The organism is Shewanella sp. (assembly GCF_051658185.1).
Taxonomy (GTDB): domain Bacteria; phylum Pseudomonadota; class Gammaproteobacteria; order Enterobacterales; family Shewanellaceae; genus Shewanella.
In genome coordinates, this window is sequence record NZ_JBOFMC010000187.1 from 1 (window position 1) to 19,088 (window position 19,088).

General features: G+C 45.0%; 18 protein-coding genes. 9 read left to right on the plus strand and 9 right to left on the minus strand.

What is annotated here, in order from left to right; genetic code table 11:
- Positions 1-17 precede the first annotated feature (17 nt).
- The gene (locus tag ACRCZA_RS07485) at positions 18-911 is read right to left on the minus strand and encodes a TIGR01777 family oxidoreductase (RefSeq protein WP_438673827.1); all 894 of its coding nucleotides are present in this window, start codon (positions 909-911) and stop codon (positions 18-20) included.
- A gap of 179 nt (positions 912-1,090) precedes the next feature.
- Positions 1,091-1,465, minus strand: a complete 375-nt coding sequence (folX, locus tag ACRCZA_RS07490) for a dihydroneopterin triphosphate 2'-epimerase (RefSeq protein WP_438673828.1) — start codon at positions 1,463-1,465, stop codon at positions 1,091-1,093.
- A gap of 97 nt (positions 1,466-1,562) precedes the next feature.
- Here folX and ACRCZA_RS07495 point away from each other — a divergent pair, with 97 nt between their 5' ends.
- From ACRCZA_RS07495 to ACRCZA_RS07520, 6 genes are all read left to right on the plus strand, one after another.
- Positions 1,563-2,672 (plus strand): AI-2E family transporter, encoded by a 1,110-nt coding sequence (locus tag ACRCZA_RS07495; protein WP_438673829.1) that lies wholly within the window; start codon positions 1,563-1,565, stop codon positions 2,670-2,672.
- Positions 2,673-2,678: 6 nt separating this feature from the next.
- Positions 2,679-3,623 (plus strand): class I SAM-dependent methyltransferase, encoded by a 945-nt coding sequence (locus ACRCZA_RS07500; RefSeq protein ID WP_438673830.1) that lies wholly within the window; start codon positions 2,679-2,681, stop codon positions 3,621-3,623.
- Positions 3,624-3,733: 110 nt separating this feature from the next.
- Positions 3,734-4,408, plus strand: a complete 675-nt coding sequence (gene pdxH, locus ACRCZA_RS07505) for a pyridoxamine 5'-phosphate oxidase (protein WP_438673831.1) — start codon at positions 3,734-3,736, stop codon at positions 4,406-4,408.
- A 312-nt stretch (positions 4,409-4,720) separates the two neighbouring features.
- Positions 4,721-5,173, plus strand: a complete 453-nt coding sequence (locus ACRCZA_RS07510) for a YaiI/YqxD family protein (protein ID WP_438673832.1) — start codon at positions 4,721-4,723, stop codon at positions 5,171-5,173.
- A 227-nt stretch (positions 5,174-5,400) separates the two neighbouring features.
- Positions 5,401-5,976 (plus strand): YceI family protein, encoded by a 576-nt coding sequence (locus ACRCZA_RS07515; protein ID WP_438673833.1) that lies wholly within the window; start codon positions 5,401-5,403, stop codon positions 5,974-5,976.
- Between the two features lie 265 nt (positions 5,977-6,241).
- Positions 6,242-6,598, plus strand: coding sequence for a DUF3802 family protein (locus tag ACRCZA_RS07520; protein WP_438673834.1), 357 nt, complete (start codon positions 6,242-6,244; stop codon positions 6,596-6,598).
- A gap of 183 nt (positions 6,599-6,781) precedes the next feature.
- Here ACRCZA_RS07520 and dsbB read toward each other — a convergent pair whose 3' ends face one another.
- Both dsbB and nhaB read right to left on the minus strand, forming a co-directional pair.
- On the minus strand, positions 6,782-7,318 hold the full coding sequence (dsbB, locus tag ACRCZA_RS07525; RefSeq protein WP_438673835.1) for a disulfide bond formation protein DsbB: 537 nt from the start codon (positions 7,316-7,318) through the stop codon (positions 6,782-6,784).
- 132 nt (positions 7,319-7,450) lie between these two features.
- Positions 7,451-9,037, minus strand: coding sequence for a sodium/proton antiporter NhaB (nhaB, locus tag ACRCZA_RS07530; protein WP_438673836.1), 1,587 nt, complete (start codon positions 9,035-9,037; stop codon positions 7,451-7,453).
- A 471-nt stretch (positions 9,038-9,508) separates the two neighbouring features.
- On the opposite strand from nhaB, the gene fadR reads away from it, so the two are divergent.
- A complete protein-coding gene (gene fadR / locus ACRCZA_RS07535) occupies positions 9,509-10,225 on the plus strand; it encodes a fatty acid metabolism transcriptional regulator FadR (protein ID WP_438673837.1) in 717 nt (238 codons plus the stop codon).
- 191 nt (positions 10,226-10,416) lie between these two features.
- On the opposite strand, the gene ACRCZA_RS07540 is transcribed toward fadR, so the two are convergent.
- From ACRCZA_RS07540 to sodB, 4 genes are all read right to left on the minus strand, one after another.
- Positions 10,417-11,919: a SpoVR family protein gene (locus ACRCZA_RS07540; protein ID WP_438673844.1), complete on the minus strand. Its 1,503-nt coding sequence runs from the start codon at positions 11,917-11,919 to the stop codon at positions 10,417-10,419.
- A gap of 9 nt (positions 11,920-11,928) precedes the next feature.
- Positions 11,929-13,200: a YeaH/YhbH family protein gene (locus ACRCZA_RS07545; protein ID WP_438673838.1), complete on the minus strand. Its 1,272-nt coding sequence runs from the start codon at positions 13,198-13,200 to the stop codon at positions 11,929-11,931.
- 67 nt (positions 13,201-13,267) lie between these two features.
- On the minus strand, positions 13,268-15,202 hold the full coding sequence (locus ACRCZA_RS07550) for a PrkA family serine protein kinase (RefSeq protein ID WP_438673839.1): 1,935 nt from the start codon (positions 15,200-15,202) through the stop codon (positions 13,268-13,270).
- A gap of 250 nt (positions 15,203-15,452) precedes the next feature.
- Positions 15,453-16,037 (minus strand): superoxide dismutase [Fe], encoded by a 585-nt coding sequence (sodB, locus tag ACRCZA_RS07555; RefSeq protein WP_438673840.1) that lies wholly within the window; start codon positions 16,035-16,037, stop codon positions 15,453-15,455.
- Between the two features lie 224 nt (positions 16,038-16,261).
- Here sodB and ACRCZA_RS07560 point away from each other — a divergent pair, with 224 nt between their 5' ends.
- Positions 16,262-16,594, plus strand: a complete 333-nt coding sequence (locus ACRCZA_RS07560) for a Grx4 family monothiol glutaredoxin (RefSeq protein WP_438673841.1) — start codon at positions 16,262-16,264, stop codon at positions 16,592-16,594.
- Positions 16,595-16,706: 112 nt separating this feature from the next.
- Here the strand turns inward: ACRCZA_RS07560 and ACRCZA_RS07565 are convergent, their stop codons facing one another.
- On the minus strand, positions 16,707-17,936 hold the full coding sequence (locus ACRCZA_RS07565; RefSeq protein ID WP_438673842.1) for a uracil-xanthine permease family protein: 1,230 nt from the start codon (positions 17,934-17,936) through the stop codon (positions 16,707-16,709).
- 215 nt (positions 17,937-18,151) lie between these two features.
- Between ACRCZA_RS07565 and ACRCZA_RS07570 the strand changes: the two genes are divergently transcribed.
- The coding region (locus tag ACRCZA_RS07570) for a DUF2066 domain-containing protein (protein ID WP_438673843.1) at positions 18,152-19,088 on the plus strand (937 nt) is incomplete at its 3' end.

A 19,088-nucleotide genomic window follows, 5' to 3' on the forward strand; every position in this document is an offset into this window, starting at 1 on the left:
CTGTGAGCTGACTCGGTTTATTGTGCCACCACTTGGGTTAAGGCGGCTTGCAGCTGCGGATATTTGAAGCGAAAACCGGCCTCCAAGGCCCGCTTAGGGATCACAAATTGACCTTCGGTAAGGAGTTCTGACATTTCACCCATCGCTAAGCGTAAAAGCAGTGCGGGCATGGGGAGACAAGCTGGGCGATGCAGGGCTTTTCCTAGGGCTTGGCTAAATTCGGCATTACTGACGGGGTGAGGCGCCGTGGCATTGAATATACCTTGGCATGTGTCATGGCGGAGTAAAAAGTCGATAAGCCCAAGAAGATCCTCTACATGTATCCAACTCATACCTTGACGGCCATGGCCAATTGGGCCACCAAGCCCCAGCTTGAAGGGCGGTAACATTTTCGCCAGCGCGCCGCCTTGGCCAAGGACAATGCCGATGCGAATGATGCAGACGCGGGTGTTGTCAGATGCTGCGCTTAAGGCTAATTGCTCCCAGGTGTGACAGATTTCATGGCTGAACTCGACATGGGGTGTGGCATCCTCGTCTAGACGTTGTTGCCCTTGACGGCCGTAAAAGCCGATGGCGGACGCGCTCACTAACACTTTTGGGGGATGTTGACTTTGGGATATCAATTGGCTGAGTCTGGCGGTGATATTCCAGCGGCTGTCACAAATCACTTGTTTTTGCTGTTTGCTCCAACGTTTTGCCACTATGGGTTCACCAGCCAAGTTGACGATGGCATCAATATGATTTAAATCGTCAATTTCATTAAGACTGGCAAGATATTGGTGCTCGGTTCCTAGCAATTGGCGCGAGGTTTGTGGATGGCGTGATAGAATGGTCAGTTGATGGTCGGGCGCCAAGCGTGCGACCAGTTGGCTACCGATAAATCCACTTGCGCCGGTAATCAATATCTTCATGGGCATTCCCTCAATTTGGTAAGCGCTCGGATACACTTGCGTATACACTCTTGTACGTTGCTGCGGGCGCAGGGATCACTGTTATTCACGTTTTCCTCGCATTATTTAACGGGGAAATTGGAGTGCTTGCAGGATTAAGCATGCACAGCTTCATTCCACATTGTTGATATACTGCGGTTTTAGCTAAGGTTATCTTTTTGATAGCACAATTCCATCGAAACGGAATCGGCAAAGCGCAACGCATGGGGTTTGTCTATTTCCACACTGGCAAACTCCACCCAAGGATGGGCACTGGCGATCGCTAAGGTTTGGCTGGTCAGGTTCTCGAGTAACGAAAAACGATGATTTTCGATAAGCTCAATGATCTGTTTGGTAATGGTTCGGTAATTTAGGGCATCTTCAACATTGTCACTATTGCGGGAGCGCGCCGCGCAATAATGGATAACAACATTGACGATGACATCTTGGCGATTTTGAATTTCATCTTCTTTAATGCCAATAAAAGTACGAAGTCGTAAGTTTTTAATGCGTATAATTGCGGTTTCTGGTTTCATAATGGCGCTGTGTTATTGTTAAGTGGCAGCTTAAGTTAAGCGGTTGTCTTATGTTAGCCTAGCAATTTTATTTACGATCAAGAAGGATTTTTATGACATGATCCATCCTAATGCACCTTCTGCAGCCTACCGAGGCTTTGCGGTGATCGCTTTTGTCGTGATTATTTTGGCGGGCATAAAGGCGGCGAGTCCGATTGTGGTACCCTTTGTATTATCGAGTTTTTTGGCGGTTATCTGTAATCCTGCCATCGGCTTGATGACCCGCTTTCGGGTGCCTAAGTGGTTGGCGGTGATCCTGTTGATGGGGTTTATCGTGTTGATGGGCTTGTGGGTGGCGTCACTCGTTGGCAGTTCTATCAATGAGTTTTCAAAGCAATTGCCTCAGTACCGTGGCCAATTAGTCGAGCAGTTTTCTTGGATATTGAATAAATTACAGGCATTAAATATCCATATATCTAAGGAGCAGGTCTTAGCTTACTTTGACCCTGGCATGGCGTTGTCGATGACGACCAATATGCTCTCCGGTGTTGGTAATGTGATGGCGAATTTATTTCTCATCATTCTCACCATCGTGTTTATGTTGTTTGAAGCTCAGTCATTACCGAAAAAGTTGCATTTAGCGTTAGACGATCCGGATATGCGCTTAAAACAGATCGATCGTTTCTTGCAATCGGTGAATCAATATATGGTGATAAAAACCTTGGTCAGCTTAGCAACCGGGGTGATAGTTGGCGTAGGTTTGGCTCTTATTGGGGTGAATTACGCCTTGCTATGGGCGGTGATTGCCTTTTTATTTAACTATATCCCCAATATTGGCTCGATTATCGCGGCGATCCCGGCAGTCATGCTGGCCTTTATTCAATTAGGGCCCGCTGCGGCGGGGGGGACGGCTATGCTCTACATTGCCGCAAATATGGTGATGGGCAATTTTGTCGAGCCTAAGTTTATGGGTCGGGGTCTCGGTTTGTCGACTTTAGTGGTGTTTTTATCGTTAATTTTTTGGGGCTGGTTACTGGGCTCGGTCGGTATGCTGTTATCTGTGCCCTTGACTATGGTGGTCAAAATTGCGCTCGAATCGAGCCAAAGTGGCAGTTGGTTAGCCATTTTGTTATCGGATGATGTGGACGATAAACTCGTGGCGAATGTGGATACGCCTAATGCCGTTGGCGAGCAAGCCAACATAGGTTCAACTGAGATAAATAAGTAGTAGATAATGCAAAGTTTTTTAAAAGTGCTCTCGACAATTGCTTTTACAGAGGATGCCAAGCGGTTATTTCATGGCCGAGGCGGGTATTATTCTGGCAGTGAGCACCTCTGCTTAGATTGGTTTTCTCCGGTGTTGTTGTTAACCAGTTTCACTCCACTTGCCAAGGCTGAATTAACCACTTGCCATCAGGCTATCGCAACGCGTTGGCAAGAATGTTATCCAGAACGTCCGTTAAATCTTGTTTATCAATATCGTAGTGCAAGTGAAACGGTGACTGAGTTACTTGAAGGCGAAGTGCCTGAGCCGCATATCGTCACTGAAAATGGGGCGCACTTCTTGGTACATTTACTGCGCGGTCAAAATCATGGCTTGTTTTTAGATATGGCCAATGGACGCCAGTGGGTGAGGCATCATGCGCGCCATAAAAAAGTATTAAATTTATTTGCTTATACCTGTGGTTTTTCCGTGGCCGCACTGCAGGGGGGCGCTGATGAAGTGGTCAATATGGATATGAGTAAGGGCGCGTTGGCCATAGGCAAGCAAAATCATTTACTTAATGGATTTACCGCTGGCGCGCGTTTTTTAGGACACGACATTTTTAAGTCTTGGGGCAAACTTAAAAAACTCGGCCCCTACGACATCATCGTTGCCGATCCTCCGAGTAATCAAAAGGGCAGTTTTGTCGCAACCAAAGATTATGTGCGCCTGATCCGGCGGTTACCTGAGTTACTGGCTAAGCAGGGAGAAGTGCTACTGTGCTTAAATGCCCCTGAGTTGGATACGGCATTTTTACGCCAACAAGTGACTGAAGCGGCGCCCGCCTTGAGTTATGTCACGCGACTCGATAATCCTGAGGCCTTTAACGATGTGTCTGCCGAAAAATCCTTGAAAGTTTTACACTATCGTCTGAGTGAAACCGATAGCGGTTTAGTTAAGCCAGAAGCGGTTTAGCCAAGATCGTTGTACTCAACAAATTAAACCCAGCCATAAATATAATAGATTGATTATAAATATAATATTCATCATCAGTAGTGGTGCTGAGCGCCGATTGAGGAAGCCCTATGCCAGATCTTAGCGATATCCGTCGTGAATACTTAAAAGGCGGCCTGCGCCGAGCCGATTTACCGGCTAATCCTATGGATTTATTTGCCCAGTGGATGACTCAAGCAAGGGATGCTGAGCTTAGTGATCCCACTGCTATGTGCGTGGCCACGGTTGATGACCAAGGGCAACCCTTTCAACGCATCGTGTTATTGAAACGATTTGATGAAAATGGCTTTGTTTTTTTTACAAATTTAGGCAGTCGTAAAGCGCAGCAGATCGCAGTGAATAATAAAGTCAGTTTGCTGTTTCCTTGGCATCCCCTCGAGCGCCAAGTGGCAGTGCTCGGTGAGGCTCAGGCCCTGTCGACCGCTGAAGTCATCAAATATTTTATGACCCGGCCAAAGGACAGCCAAATAGCAGCCTGGGTATCACAGCAGTCGAGTAAACTCAGTGCCAGACAAGTGCTTGAAGGCAAATTTTTGGAGATGAAGGCCAAATTTGCCCAAGGAGAAGTGCCATTGCCGCATTTTTGGGGGGGCTACTTGATTAAACCCTCGAGTATCGAATTTTGGCAAGGTGGCGAGCACCGCTTACACGATCGCTTTATTTATACTCGTCGTGAAAATGATACCCATGGTGACCGTCAGCCAGCAGTGCCTTGTGTGTGGGAACTCGATCGTCTTGCCCCTTGATGCTCTGTATGGCCTGCGCCATCATACTTAATGATCCACGCAGATTGCCTAGCAACTTAACTTACTTCTCAGGTATTGGCTTATATTGACTTAATTAACAATGGCTTAATTTATATTGATTTAATTAACAGTCAGTTAAGTATAAGTTTACGTTGCGGCTTAATTTATGGCTAAATTCTTTATGTACGGCAGAGTGGTCGATGCAGGGTGTGGCCTTATTTGAGCTATTTGAGTTGTTTATGCCTATAAGTTGCATTCAGTGTGTTAATAGATTGAAGTCTTTACATGGGGTGACCAGTTGGAGTGCCGCTTTTGAGTCAATATAAAATTTGGGTGGATGCCGATGCTTGTCCTAACCCGATTAAAGAAATGTTATTTCGCGCGGCGCAGCGCAAAATGTTGCCTGTGGTGCTGGTGGCCAATCAGCCGATCCGCATCCCACCGTCGACTTATATCCGCCAGATCCGTGTCGGCAGCGGATTTGATGTGGCAGATCAATATATCGTTGATCATGTTGAACCGAGTCATTTAGTGATCACAGCAGATATTCCTTTGGCTGCATTAGTGGTGGAAAAGGGCGCGGTGGCGTTGAATCCGCGTGGTGAGTTGTATACGGTTGATAATATTCAGCAAAAACTCACAATGCGCGATTTAATGGAGGAGTTACGTAGTGCCGGTGTGCAAACGGGGGGGCCTCAGACCTTCTCTCAAGCGGATAAACAGGCTTTTGCCAACAGTTTAGACCGTTGGTTGCTGCGAGTGTAAAACTGGTTGCTCATGGATTAACCGACTATCTTTAGCAGGGATGACTGGAAGAGGTGTTGTGTCTGGTCGTGCAGCGTTGGGCTCATCAATTAGCGGCTTAATGCCTAGAGACTGATGCTTAATTGAAGCCCAGTTTAGGTCTTGATCTTAAGCTTTCTGGCTTAGTCTTGAGGCTCAAATGCTGTTGTCATCAGCGCCGTTAAGTTCAGCCATAGAGGACGGAAATCATGAATAAATGGACAAAATTAGCCCTATGCTCAGCGATGATAAGTTTTCACTCTGCCGCGCAATGGCAGGTGATAGAGCAGGGCTCACGAGTCAGTTTTGTGTCGGTGAAAAAAGGTGATATTGGTGAGGCTCACTATTTTAAACAGCTAAAAGGGACCTTGAAAGACAATGGCAAATTTGAGCTATCTATCCCGTTAGCAAGTGTGGCGACTGGCATCTCGGTGCGCGATGAACGTATGCAAAATATGTTGTTTGAAGTGGCATTATATCCGCAACTCAAGTTGACATCCCAGGTGGATAATAGCAAATTACACGCTATTAAAATGGGTGAGACTCAGATCTGGGATATGGATGCTAAAATTGAGCTGCATGGTAAGTCCCAAACGAAAAAATTTGCGGTGATGGTCACTAAAGTGAGCGAGCATAAGCTATTGGTCAATAGTATGCAGCCTATTATTGTGAATGCTAACGAATTTGCTTTAGTGGCGGGGCTTGATAAGTTGCGAGAAATTGCAGGATTATCCGCTATTAGCCAAGCGGTCCCAGTGTCATTTGTGCTTACCTTAACCCAGTAAGTTAAGTGATTAGCCTTAGCGATTCACTTAACTTACTCGTTTTGACTGGGAAATATTGCGCCAGTATTCGCTCAGAATAATATCGCGTGCAAAAGTATTGATATAGCGCAAGGGATCTCTGCGCCAATCTGATAGTTTAATAACCATCATCATTAAGGCTATCAATGTACCGCTTCGCTTGCTGCTGTCTAACGACAGAGGAGGTTATGGATAATATTAATAAGGCCTTCAGACGCTTATTTTGCTATGTCTTCAAGGGTAAAAAATGGTAACAGATAAAGACGGCTACATGCATTTAATCCAATATTTGACGGAACACCTTGGATTATTTGAAACGCCTGGTACACAAAGTATGGTAGAAGATACCGTAATGGAGTTATTTGAAGCGCAACTTTCGGCGCAGATTATTATGATATGTGGTCAAAATCCATCTTTGACCTTTGCTGAACGTAATACGATTATCCGTGAAGTTGATGCCATAGTGTACGATTTAGAAGAAATCCTCGCCAACGTCGCTAACCAAAAAGCAACGCCTGCGCAAACCTTATTTGTCACTGAGTTTTCTGGGTTAATTAAAAATTTATTTGATCATGAAATCGCCAAACGACAATTGTCAGCTTAATGTGACTGATAGTCTGCGGTGCGATTAACTGCGCTGAGTATATCATCGCCTTAAACGATTAGCTGCTTGAGTCTGCTAATCGTTTAAGACGTTGACTTGGTAGCATGCTGTTGTTTGCCCAATCAAGGCGTAATTATAGGTAGACACGCGTAAGTTGCACGGAGTTTAAGGGTAAGCAGGCCATTAATTGATGTGTGGGTATTGCGAGTGTTTATGGTGGCCAGTTAGCATCGGCACTAAAAATAATAGCCACATGGCAAGGAAACCACAAAAGATCACCACCATCCATTGTGCCATCGTGATCCCTAAAAATTCCCATGGGACATCCGTGCACATGCCAGTGGGCAACATTACTGCAGGAAACCATTCGTGAAGGGGCATCCACGTTGGAAACTCAGGCAAAAATGAGCAGGTTGAAAATGGTGATGGATTGGCTTGCATCTCCACTAACGTTAACGCTAATTTCAATCCCCATGTGGCACTGACAACCCAGACTAAGGCACTTAAGATCCTCACCAGCGTGAGTTTAGGCGCTGTCATCCCGATGAGCCCTGCCATTAGGATCCCAAAAAGAGCCAGTCGTTGGTAGATACACATTACACAAGGCTCTAATTTCATTCCATACTGAAAATACAGCGCAACCAGTTCAAGCAACAGGGCGGTGACCGCAAGGAGTAACCAAGACAGTCGCGAATGGGTAAAGCGGATGAAGGTAGTCAAAAGGTGTGCTCCATGCTAATAACGGTCATTAATAATAAGCTTAACGACCAGTGTCAACGAAAACGCCCTCACACATCGAGGGCGTTGTTTGGACTCTACTTAACTCACAAAAGTTCAGTCAACTCAAAAAACTCAGTGACCACTACTAAGGGGTAATGCGTCTTTAACACTGTGATGGATAATCATCTGTGTGTCATAAAAGTATTGAGTGACTTGCTCTAAGAACCCCGTTTCAATGGCTAACACGCCAACTACCGATAACACAATGGTGTAAGGTAGCGCCATCCACACCATTCGGCCATAGGATAGGCGAATGAGAGGGGCTAAAGCAGAGGTTAACAAAAACAGGAAGGCGGCCTGACCATTCGGCGTTGCGACTGAAGGCAAGTTCGTTCCGGTGTTGATAGCCACGGCGAGTAAGTCGAATTGATCGCGGCTAATTTGGCCATTAAGTAGTGCGGCTTTCACTTCATTAATGTATACCGTGCCGACAAACACGTTATCGCTCACCATTGATAGTAATCCATTGGCAATATAGAAAATAACCAGCTGTGTATTGCCTTGATAACTCAGCGCCCATTGGATGACTGGGCCAAACAGGTGCTGATCGATAATTACCCCAACGACGGCAAAAAAGACGGCCAACAGTGCGGTAAAGGGGAGGGCTTCTTCAAAGGCTTTGCCTAAAGCGTGTTCATCAGTTACCCCGTTAAAGGCGGTCGTTAAAATAATCACCGAGAGTCCGATCAAGCCAACAGAAGCTAAATGCAGCGCTAAGCCTGCGATCAACCAAATCCCGACAAAGGCTTGGACAATTAATTTCATATTGTCTTTGTTGGTGCGGCGGGCATCTTCATAGGCTGCATAGTCACAAAGGATTTTATGAACAGCATCAGGCAATTGTGCGCCGTAGCCAAAGAGATGGAATTTTTCCACTAAATAGCAGGTTAAGATACCCGCCAGCAATACTGGCACGGATACAGGTGACATCCTCAGAGCAAATTCAGCAAATTGCCAGTTTGCCTGGGCCGCAATGATTAAGTTTTGTGGCTCACCGACCATAGTGCACACACCACCGAGGGCGGTACCCACACCAGCGTGCATCAATAAATTACGCAAAAAACCACGGAATGAGTCTAATTCAGCTTCATTTAATGGTTCGTCGTTATCATCCTCATCAGTAGTAGGGTCATTAAAATCCTTTCCTGACGCAACCTTGTGGTAAATGGAGTAAAATCCGACCGCCACAGTAATGATCACCGCGATAACGGTCAATGCGTCTAAAAATGCCGATAAAAAAGCTGAAGCTAAACAAAACATTAAAGATACGGATATCTTAGAGCGTATTTTGGTAATGATTTTGGTGAAGCAAAACAACAGTAATTGCTTCATAAAGTAGATACCGGCCACCATAAAGACCAGCAGTAATAACACCTCAAGGTTTGCCTCGATTTCATGCAAAACTTGGCTGGCAGAGGTCATTCCAATCGCCACAGCTTCTATGGCTAATAAACCACCGGGTTGTAGCGGGTAGCATTTTAATGCCATTGCTAGGGTAAAAATAAATTCAAGCACCAATACCCAACCAGCCACAAACGGACTGACATAGAAAAAGAGTATTGGATTGATAATTAAAAATGACAATATGGCGAGTTTGTACCACTTAGGTGAATTGCCTAAGAAGTTGCCTATAAACGCCTGGCTCATGGTCACCGGCATGTTTTCCTCTCTTCTCTCGTTGCTGCATTGTACGCATAGTTTTAAAAAATGAGTCTAACCTAAAGATAATACTAATGTAACCTCAGCTCTGGATAATAAATGCATTTTAAACAGCCCGTTGGGCGGCTCTCGGTGTTGATTTGCAAGCGGCTCATTATTGACGGGAATATTCGCCGTGAGTTACCAGCCTAAAGCGCACGTTTTGGGGTAACTATTTGAATTTTTTCCGTGCTTATTGCCTCTATTTATCTCTTAGCCTGAGTTGTGGTTAATGTAACGTGTAACGGTATGCTAAGGATGAATTTCGCTGCAAATTTAGTATGTCAATCCCTGATGGTGATCGGTTTTTGACGATTTATGTGACAGTTGCACGGTAAAAATGCTTCGAAATTCAGTCAGTGGTTTTCATTTTTTACCGCTCTGGTATGATCAGTAACTATTATAAAGCATAACAACTGGAAAAGTGGGCTGATGATTATCAACGCCAAGGGACCTGCAAGTTTTGCAGAAAAATATATTGTAAGATCTATTTGGGAAAACAAATTTCCACCAGGGTCCATTTTACCGGCTGAACGTGAACTTTCTGAACTGATCGGTGTAACCCGTACAACGTTACGAGAAGTGTTACAGCGTTTGGCGCGTGATGGTTGGTTAAAAATTCAACATGGTAAGCCAACAAGAGTTAACAATTTTTGGGAAACCTCGGGGTTAAATATTCTTGAGACGATTGCTGATCTCAATCCTGAAGGTTTTCCAGTTCTCGTTGATCAATTACTCTCTGCCAGAACCAATGTCAGTGCGATTTATTTTCGAGGGGCGCTGCGTTATAACCCTGAGACTGCGGTTGATGTGTTAGCAAAAATTCATCAATTAGAAGATACCGCTGAATCCTTTGCCGAATATGATTATCTATTACATCATACCTTGGCATTTTCCTCTGGCAATCCGTTATATGTGTTGATTTTAAATGGCTTTAAAGGCTTATATAGCCGAGTTGGTCGTTATTATTTTAGCAGTCAAGATGCTCGCCTTTTAGCGTTAAATTTCTATAAAGACTTGGAACAACTGGCGAAAGCAAACAACTATGTTGATGTGCCTGCGTTAATGCGTACCTATGGTATTAATAGTGGTAAAATGTGGTTGCAGTTGCGCGATGATATGCCTGCATCAATTGCTCAAGATAACTGATCGCTTAAGAATGTGCGGCTGATGAGCTGCTTGTTCAAATTCAGCGGATGGCCCAATTGTGATGGGTAGCTCCCAATTGTGATAGGTAGCTATAGTTGTGATGATCACCCATAGCTCATGAGTTTATGCTGAAATGATTGGTCAATAGTAAAGCCGTTTCCAGTGGAAACGGCTTTTTTGATGGCATTCGGTCACTCAGGGCAGCTGGCTAATAGGGTCGTGCTGTTATCGCTATTTTTTTGCTCTAACATCACGGTAAATCCCCATAGTCGATGTAAATGCTTTAATACTTCTTTATAGGTGTTTGCCAGTGGGATAGCGTTATTAGGTACATACCTTAACGTTAAGGAGCGATTACCATTAATTTCCACATTGTAGATTTGGATATTGGGTTCAATATTAGACAAATTATACTGCTGTGACAGTAGTTGCCTAATATCCCGGTAACCTTGTTCATCGTGAATGGCCGAGACGGATAAATAGTTTTGTTTTTCATCATCGTGGATCCCGAATAATTTAAACTGACGGATGACCTTAGGTGAGAGATATTGGCTGATAAAACTCTCATCTTTAAAATTTTGCATGGCGAAGTGTAATGTATCAAGCCAATTACTGCCGGCGATATCAGGAAACCAGGCCCTATCTTCATCGGTGGGCTCTTCGCAAATTCTGCGTATATCGGTAAACATCGCAAAGCCTAAGGCGTAGGGATTGATGCCGTTGTAGGCTCGGCTGTTGTAGGGGGGTTGGGCTATTACCCCGGTATGGCTTTGCAGAAACTCCATCATAAATCTATCGCTAACGACCCCATCATCGTATAAATGGTTTAACAGGGTGTAATGCCAGAAGGTTGCCCAGCCCTCATTCATCACTTGTGTTTGTTTTTGTGGATAAAAATACTGTGCCATTTTGCGTACTATCCGGATAATTTCCCGTTGCCATGGCTCAAGTAAGGGAGCATGTTTCTCTATAAAGTACAGAATATTTTCCTGTGGCTCGGGCGGAAATCGGCGTGTTTCTATTTGCGACTGTCCGAGATGCTGGGTTGGAATTGTGCGCCAAAGATCATTGACTTGGCTTTGTAGATACGCCTCGCGTTCCTTTTGTCTGGCTTGTTCTTCACTGAAGGAGATTTCTGATGGGCGCTTGTAGCGGTCAACCCCATAATTCATCAATGCATGGCAGGAGTCGATGATACTTTCAACTTGTTCAGTGCCATATTTTTGCTCGCAGTCACTGATATAGTGTTTAGCGAACACTAAGTAATCGATGATGGAACTGGCATCGGTCCAGGTTTTAAACAAATAGTTATTTTTAAAAAAACTGTTATGACCAAAACAGGCGTGGGCCATCACCAATGCTTGCATGGTGATCGTATTTTCTTCCATCAGGTAGGCAATACAGGGGTTGGAGTTAATTACGATTTCATAGGCAAGGCCCATTTGGCCGCGTTTGTAGCCCTGTTCGGTTTCAATAAATCGCTTGCCAAATGACCAATGGCTATAGCCTATTGGCATCCCAATGCCAGCGTAGGCGTCCATCATTTGTTCGGCGGTAATGACTTCAATTTGATTAGGATAGGTATTGAGTCGATATATGGCTGCAACCCGTTCTATTTCTTGTAAATAGTCCTGTAATAGGGCAAATGTCCAATCTGGACCGTCGTTTAATGGTGTGCTGCGTGTTTTTCCCATCATTTCCCCCTAAACCGCCTGCTTTTTAAAGAGCTCTCTAAAGACTGGGTAGATATCTTCAGCTTGACGAATATGTTGCACCGCAATGTTATCAAACTGTTGTTGTAGGGATTCATATTCACGCCACAGGGTTTGGTGGGCGCGGTTGGTGATTTCGATATAACTGTAATAACGTACTAATGGCAGTATTTTTTGTGCTAACCATTGTTTACAACTCGGGGAGTCGTCTGCCCAGTTATCGCCATCAGATGCTTGAGCGGCGTAGATATTCCATTCGTTTGCGGGGTAGCGAGCTTGTTGGATCTCATGCATTAATTTTAAGGCGCTCGATACTATGGTCCCACCGGTTTCTTGGGAGTAAAAAAATTCATGCTCGTCGACTTCTTTGGCTTGGGTATGGTGACGAATATAAACCACCTCAAGGTTTTTATAGGTTCGCGTGAGGAAGAGGTAAAGTAAAATATAAAAACGTTTGGCGATGTCTTTGGTCGCTTGATCCATGGAACCAGAGACGTCCATCAGACAAAACATCACGGCTTGGCTTGAGGGGATTTCCCGTTTGGCAAAGTTGTTGAATCGCAAATCAAAGGTATCGATAAAGGGGACCTTAGCGATCTGCTGCGTTAAGGCTTCTATTTGTGCTTTTAAGGCGATGATCCGTTCAGCCTGAGTGCCAGGGATATTTTCTAGCTCAGCCAATTCTTGCTCTAATTCCCGTAATAAGCGTTTTTTACTGGCGGACATGGCGGTGCGCCGTGCCAGTGATGAGCGTAAGGAGCGGACAATATTAATATTGGCGGGAACACCATCATTGGTAAATCCTGCGCGATAAGTCTGGTATTCAACCAGTTTATTAAGGCGGTTTTTTTGTAGATTGGGCAACTCTAAGTCTTCAAAAAGCAACTCTAAGTATTCATCCTTAGAGATTTCAAAGATAAAATCATCACTGCCTTCCCCCGAATTGGCCGCATCGCCTTTCCCCGCACCGCCACTGCCTGAACCTGAGGAGGGGCGATCGATTTTATCCCCGCGGCTAAATTGATCATTACCTGGGTGCACTCTATCGCGTACCCCGCCTTTGCCTTGGTGAAATAGAGGTTCACTAATATCCCGAGTGGGGATGGTGATTTTTTCTCCTTTATCTACATCAGTTACACTGCGGCGGGTGACCGCATCGCTAACGGCTTTTTTGATTTGTTGCTTGTATCGGTTGATAAAGCGCTGACGGTTGACTGTGCTTTTGCCTTTTGCATTTAATCGTCTATCGATAAAGTTCGCCATATGCACCTCTCACATCCCAGCGAAGGCTTTGGGTTGCACCAAAGCCTCGTACTTAGTCAGCGCAAGTTTAAGAGGATTTACGCACCCGTAAATACCACTCAGACAACAGCCTGACTTGTTTTTTGGTATAGCCTTTATCCATCATGCGATTGACAAAATCATCGTGTTTACGTTGATCATCTGTCGATGTTTTCGCATTAAAGGATATGACGGGCAGTAAGTCTTCGGTGTTGGAGAACATTTTTTTCTCAATGACGGTGCGCAGTTTTTCGTAGCTGGTCCATAGGGGATTGTGTCCCTCATGGTTTGCGCGAGCACGTAGCACAAAATTGACGATCTCATTGCGAAAGTCTTTGGGATTACTGATCCCTGCGGGTTTTTCAATTTTCTCGAGTTCGGCGTTAAGGGCTTGTCGATCAAACAGTTGGCCAGTATCTGGATCTCGATATTCCTGATCCTGGATCCAAAAGTCGGCATAGGTGACATAGCGGTCGAAAATATTTTGGCCGTACTCAGAGTAAGACTCTAGGTATGCGGTTTGAATTTCCTTACCGATAAACTCCACATATTTGGGGATCAAATAGCCTTTTAAGAACTCAAGATATCGTTCCCCTGTGTCACCGGGGAATTGTTCTTGCTCAATTTGCCGTTCAAGGACATAAAATAAATGTACGGGGTTGGCGGCAATTTCTGAATGGTCAAAGTTAAACACTTTAGAAAGAATTTTAAAGGCAAAGCGGGTCGACAGCCCATTCATGCCTTCATCAACGCCAGCGTAATCGCGGTATTCTTGATAGGATTTCGCTTTAGGATCGGTATCTTTCAAGCTCTCACCGTCATAGACGCGCATTTTGGAGTAAATCGACGAGTTTTCGGGTGCTTTTATTCGCGATAACACACTAAATTGCGCCAGCGTTTCTAGGGTTCCCGGAGCGCAGGGCGCCTTGGATAACTCGGAGTTAACCAGCAGTTTTTGATAGATTTGTATCTCTTCAGATACCCGTAAACAATAGGGCACTTTAACGATATACACCCGATCAAGAAAGGCTTCGTTATTTTTATTATTTTTAAAAGTTGACCATTCTGACTCATTAGAGTGTGCCAGAATGATACCGTTGTAGGGGAGGGCTGATAATCCTTCTGTACCATTGTAATTGCCCTCTTGGGTTGCGGTGAGGAGCGGATGCAGCACTTTTATCGGGGCTTTGAACATTTCGACAAATTCCATTATCCCTTGATTTGCTCGGCATAATGCTCCCGAATAGGCATAGGCATCGGCATCATCTTGGGAGAAATGTTCAAGTTGCCGAATATCGACCTTACCGACTAAAGATGAAATATCCTGATTGTTTTCATCCCCTGGCTCAGTTTTCGCGATCGCCACTTGATCCAAAATAGAGGGAAATACCTTAACCACCCGGAACTTAGCAATATCGCCGCCAAACTCATGCAGCCGTTTGACCGCCCAAGGGGACATAATGGTTTTTAAGTAGCGGCTTGGAATATTAAATTCCTCTTTTAACAATTGGCCATCTTCTTCGACGTCAAAGAGGCAAAAAGGATGATCATTGACTGGGCTGCGCACCCCATTGGCGCTGAGAATGTAAATGGGCACTTTTTGCATCAATGCTTTGAGTTTTTCGGCAAGGGATGATTTACCGCCACCCACGGGGCCGAGCAGATATAAAATTTGCTTAGATTCTTCCAACCCTTGAGCCGAATGTTTAAGGTAAGCCACGATTTGTTCGATCGCATCTTCCATACCAAAAAAATCTTTAAAGGCGGGATAACGTGAGATCAGTCGATTAGAAAAAATCCGGCTAAGCGTTGGATTTTTAGCGGTATCAATTACTTCCGCCTCGCCAATCGCCAGCAAGAGTCGCTCAGATGCTGACATATACGCGCTGCGATCTTCTCTGCAGAGGTTGAGAAACTCTTGTAAAGTGTATTCCTCTTCGAGTTTTTGTTCGTAGCGCTTTTGGTAATGCTCGAAAATGCCCATATAAACCCCCTGAACGCCAGTGATATTATGGAAGGGATAACTGGAACCTCAGTCCCCTATACTAATCTTAGACGTAAATTTGTGCGTCGCGTCAAAAAATATCAAATAAAACAATCACAAATAGTTGCAAACGCAATTATTGCAGTTGTTGTGTCCTCGGGGCTTGGTGGGGGATGCGCGGGAAGATAAGGGAAATCACCAAAAGAGCCAATGAGGGCTCTTTTGGTGTGGGGATTGAATGCGTTAACCGTTAAGCGGTGAAGTTTTGGTTAACAAAGTCCCAATTGACTAATTGCCAGAAGTGAGCGAGGTAGTCAGGACGTACGTTACGGTAATCGATGTAGTAAGCGTGTTCCCATACATCGACAGTCAAAATTGGGGTAACAGTGCTATCGGTGAGAGGTGTGGCCGCGTTGCTGGTGTTAACAATTGCTACAGTACCATCGGCTTTTTTGACTAACCACGTCCAAGCGCTACCAAAGTTATTGACGGCAGCATCGGTGAATTTGGCTTTGAATGCATCGAAAGAACCAAAAGCGGCGATGATGGCTTCGGCTACCGGACCTGTTGGCTCGCCACCGGCATTCGGGGCTAAGCAGTTCCAATAGAAAGTGTGGTTCCACACTTGTGCTGCATTGTTAAAAATGCCACCAGTAGAGGTTTTGATGATGTCTTCTAAGGATTTACCTGCGAAATCCGTTCCTTCGATTAAGCCATTTAATTTAACAACATAGGTGTTGTGATGCTTGCCGTAGTGGTATTCAATGGTTTCTTGGGAAATGTGCGGTTCTAGTGCGTTCTTTGCATAGGGTAATGCGGGTAATTCGAAAGCCATTAGTTTCTCTCCATGGTCTTAGGTTATCGTATTAAAACGTGCTCACAGGCCACTATTGTACCGATAAAATTTGTGATGTGAATCATTGTTTAATGAATTGATTAGATAGACATCATCGAAAAATCAAATGCAGCCATAACCTTACAAACTGTGGGATTTTGTTCTGTGCTGAGCTGTCGTACAATACGGTGATTGAGTCAATGTCATCATACTTAGGAATTAACATGGAAACAGTAGAGAAAATTAAGCAACAGATCGCCGAAAACCCAATTATCGTTTATATGAAGGGTTCTCCTAAATTACCCAGCTGTGGCTTTTCATCTCAGGTCGCCCAGATCCTGATCAACTGCGGTGAGCAGTTTGCTTTTGTGGATATTTTACAGCACCCTGATATTCGTGCGGAGTTACCTAAGTATGCTAATTGGCCTACTTTTCCACAGTTATGGATTGAAGGTGAGTTGATTGGCGGCTGTGATATTGTCGTCGAGATGTTCCAAAAAGGTGAATTGCAACCTTTGATTAAGGCCACTGCTGAAAAGTATAAAACGGCAGAATAATCTGCCCATGCAGTAAAAAAGCCGTGATAACTCGTTATCACGGCTTTTTTGTTAAAGGACTTTATCAGTCTAAAGTAGGTTAATATGCTGTAAATTCAGCATTTTAATGATATTAGGCTTCTTGCTCATGAGATTTAGTCGCTGGCAATATCAGGTTCATGGTGATGGCGACGATACCGCACAAACTAATGCCAGTGAGACTGAATGAACCAATACCAAAAGCCATACCTCCAATACCAAAGACCAGTGTCACTCCGACGATGCTTAAGTTGCGCGGCTCAGATAAATCCACATGGTTACGGATTAAGGTATTTAGCCCTACAGCAGCTATCGAACCAAACAACAAACACATAATCCCTCCCATCACAGGCACAGGGATCGTCTGCATTAATGCACCTAATTTACCGACGAAGGCTAATACAATCGCAGTAATGGCGGTCCATGTCATGATTTTGGGATCGAAGTTACGAGTTAACGTTACGGCCCCTGTGACTTCCGAGTATGTCGTATTTGGTGGGCCACCCAAGGCTGCCGCAGCCATAGTCGCAACACCGTCACCGGTGAGAGTGCGGTGCAATCCGGGTTTTTTCATAAAATCTTTACCGGTTACGTTGGATATCGCCAAGATATCGCCGATGTGCTCAACTGCAGGGGCGATAGCTACGGGGATCATAAAGGCGATGGCATACCAGTTAAATTCCGGTGCAACAAATTTAGGAATTGCAATCCAGCTTGCGGCCGCGACGACGGCAAAATCGACAATACCAAAAGCTAAACTCAGTCCATAACCGACGAGGATCCCTGCTAGAATCGGCATGACTTTCAGCAGGCCTTTGGCAAAACTCGCCACAGCTATTGTGGTACATAAGGAAGCAATTGAGATGATCAATGCGGTATTCGTCGGCACTAAACTCAGGCTGCCATCACCACTTTTGCCGAGCGCCATATTAACGGCGACAGGCGCTAAACCTAGCCCGATAATAATGATCACAGGCCCAACGACCACCGGTGGCAACAGTTTATGGATAAACCCTGTGCCACGAATGCTGACGAATGCTCCCAATAACACATATACCATGCCCGCAGCCATAAGCCCCCCCATTGTGGCCGGGATCCCCCAAGTTTGTACGCCATACAAGATGGGAGCGATAAACGCGAAGGAAGATGCTAAGAAGATGGGTACTTGGCGTTTAGTGATAAGTTGAAACAGTAATGTGCCTAACCCTGCGGTGAAGAGTGCAACACTGGTATCGAGTCCGGTCAGTAAGGGCATTAATACTAAGGCGCCAAATGCTACAAACAGCATTTGCGCGCCTTGAAGGGGGATCGCAAGTCGTCTCATTAATTATTCTCATGAATTTGGGATAAACCGCCAGATCATAACAGATTGTTGGCTGATGGCAGAATAAAAAGCCAGAATTTGCCGCACAAGATCACTGTTTAGTGATTTAATGTCGTGTGGTTGAGCTGCGGTGCGGCTAAATTTCCCCAAGTCTCGCTTAAGGCGCGAACTATGGTACAATTTGCTTAATCTCACGTTACGTTAATTACTCAAAGATGCTGAAATTTCAATTAAAGCCGCGTTTCATGGCGTTTTTATTTTGTTTGCTCACGGTCAATAGCCTCCATGCTGTGGAAGTGAAGACCTTAGCAGAAGCAGAGGTTCCAGTATCCTCCCGTGCCATCCCCGAGCGCAACAAAGCATTAAAAAGTGCATTAGAACAAGTCGTCATTAAAAATACCGGAAGCGCTCAATCCCTTAATAACAGTATCATTCAAGCACAACTGGCTAACCCTGATAGCCTGCTCAGCCAATATGGTTACGTTGAGCAAAATGGCCAATTATTACTGCGGGCCAGCTTTGAGCATCGCAGAGTCGTTGCCCTGTTACGCCAAGCCCAATTACCCGTGTGGGGCACGCAGCGGCCGCTCACGCTGTTTTGGATTGCCCTGCCAGGTGAAGGTGAATCGATTTTATTAAGCGACTCTTCAACCTTAGGTGAGCGCCAGCAGCTTAAGAGCCTATCGGATAATCGTGGTATACCGCACCTGTTACCTATACTCGATCTCGATGAGTTAATGGGAATTAATCCTAATGATGTCAAAGGGATGTTTGCCGATATCGTCGCGAGCGTGTCTGGACGCTATCAAGCGGATTTTTTGGCGCTGGTGGCGATAGAGCCTGCCGGTGGCCAGTTACGTTATCGTTTAAACTTGTATACGAAAGCGAGCATTGACTCCGTTACGCCACCCCTCTTTAGCTTTAATGGTACGGCACAAACGGTTGAACAAGGGCTCAGTGCCATGATGGGCGCCTTGGCAGATTACTATTTTAGTAAATATGCGATTGCGGACACCGGGGCTCAAGTGGGTGCCAATGTGACTTTTGGTAACCTCGAAACCATGGCCCAATTGGTTGAAGTGGAAAAATATTTAAAGCAGCTCAGTGCCATTAAGCATATAACGCTCAGTCGTATTCAAGGTAATACAGTGA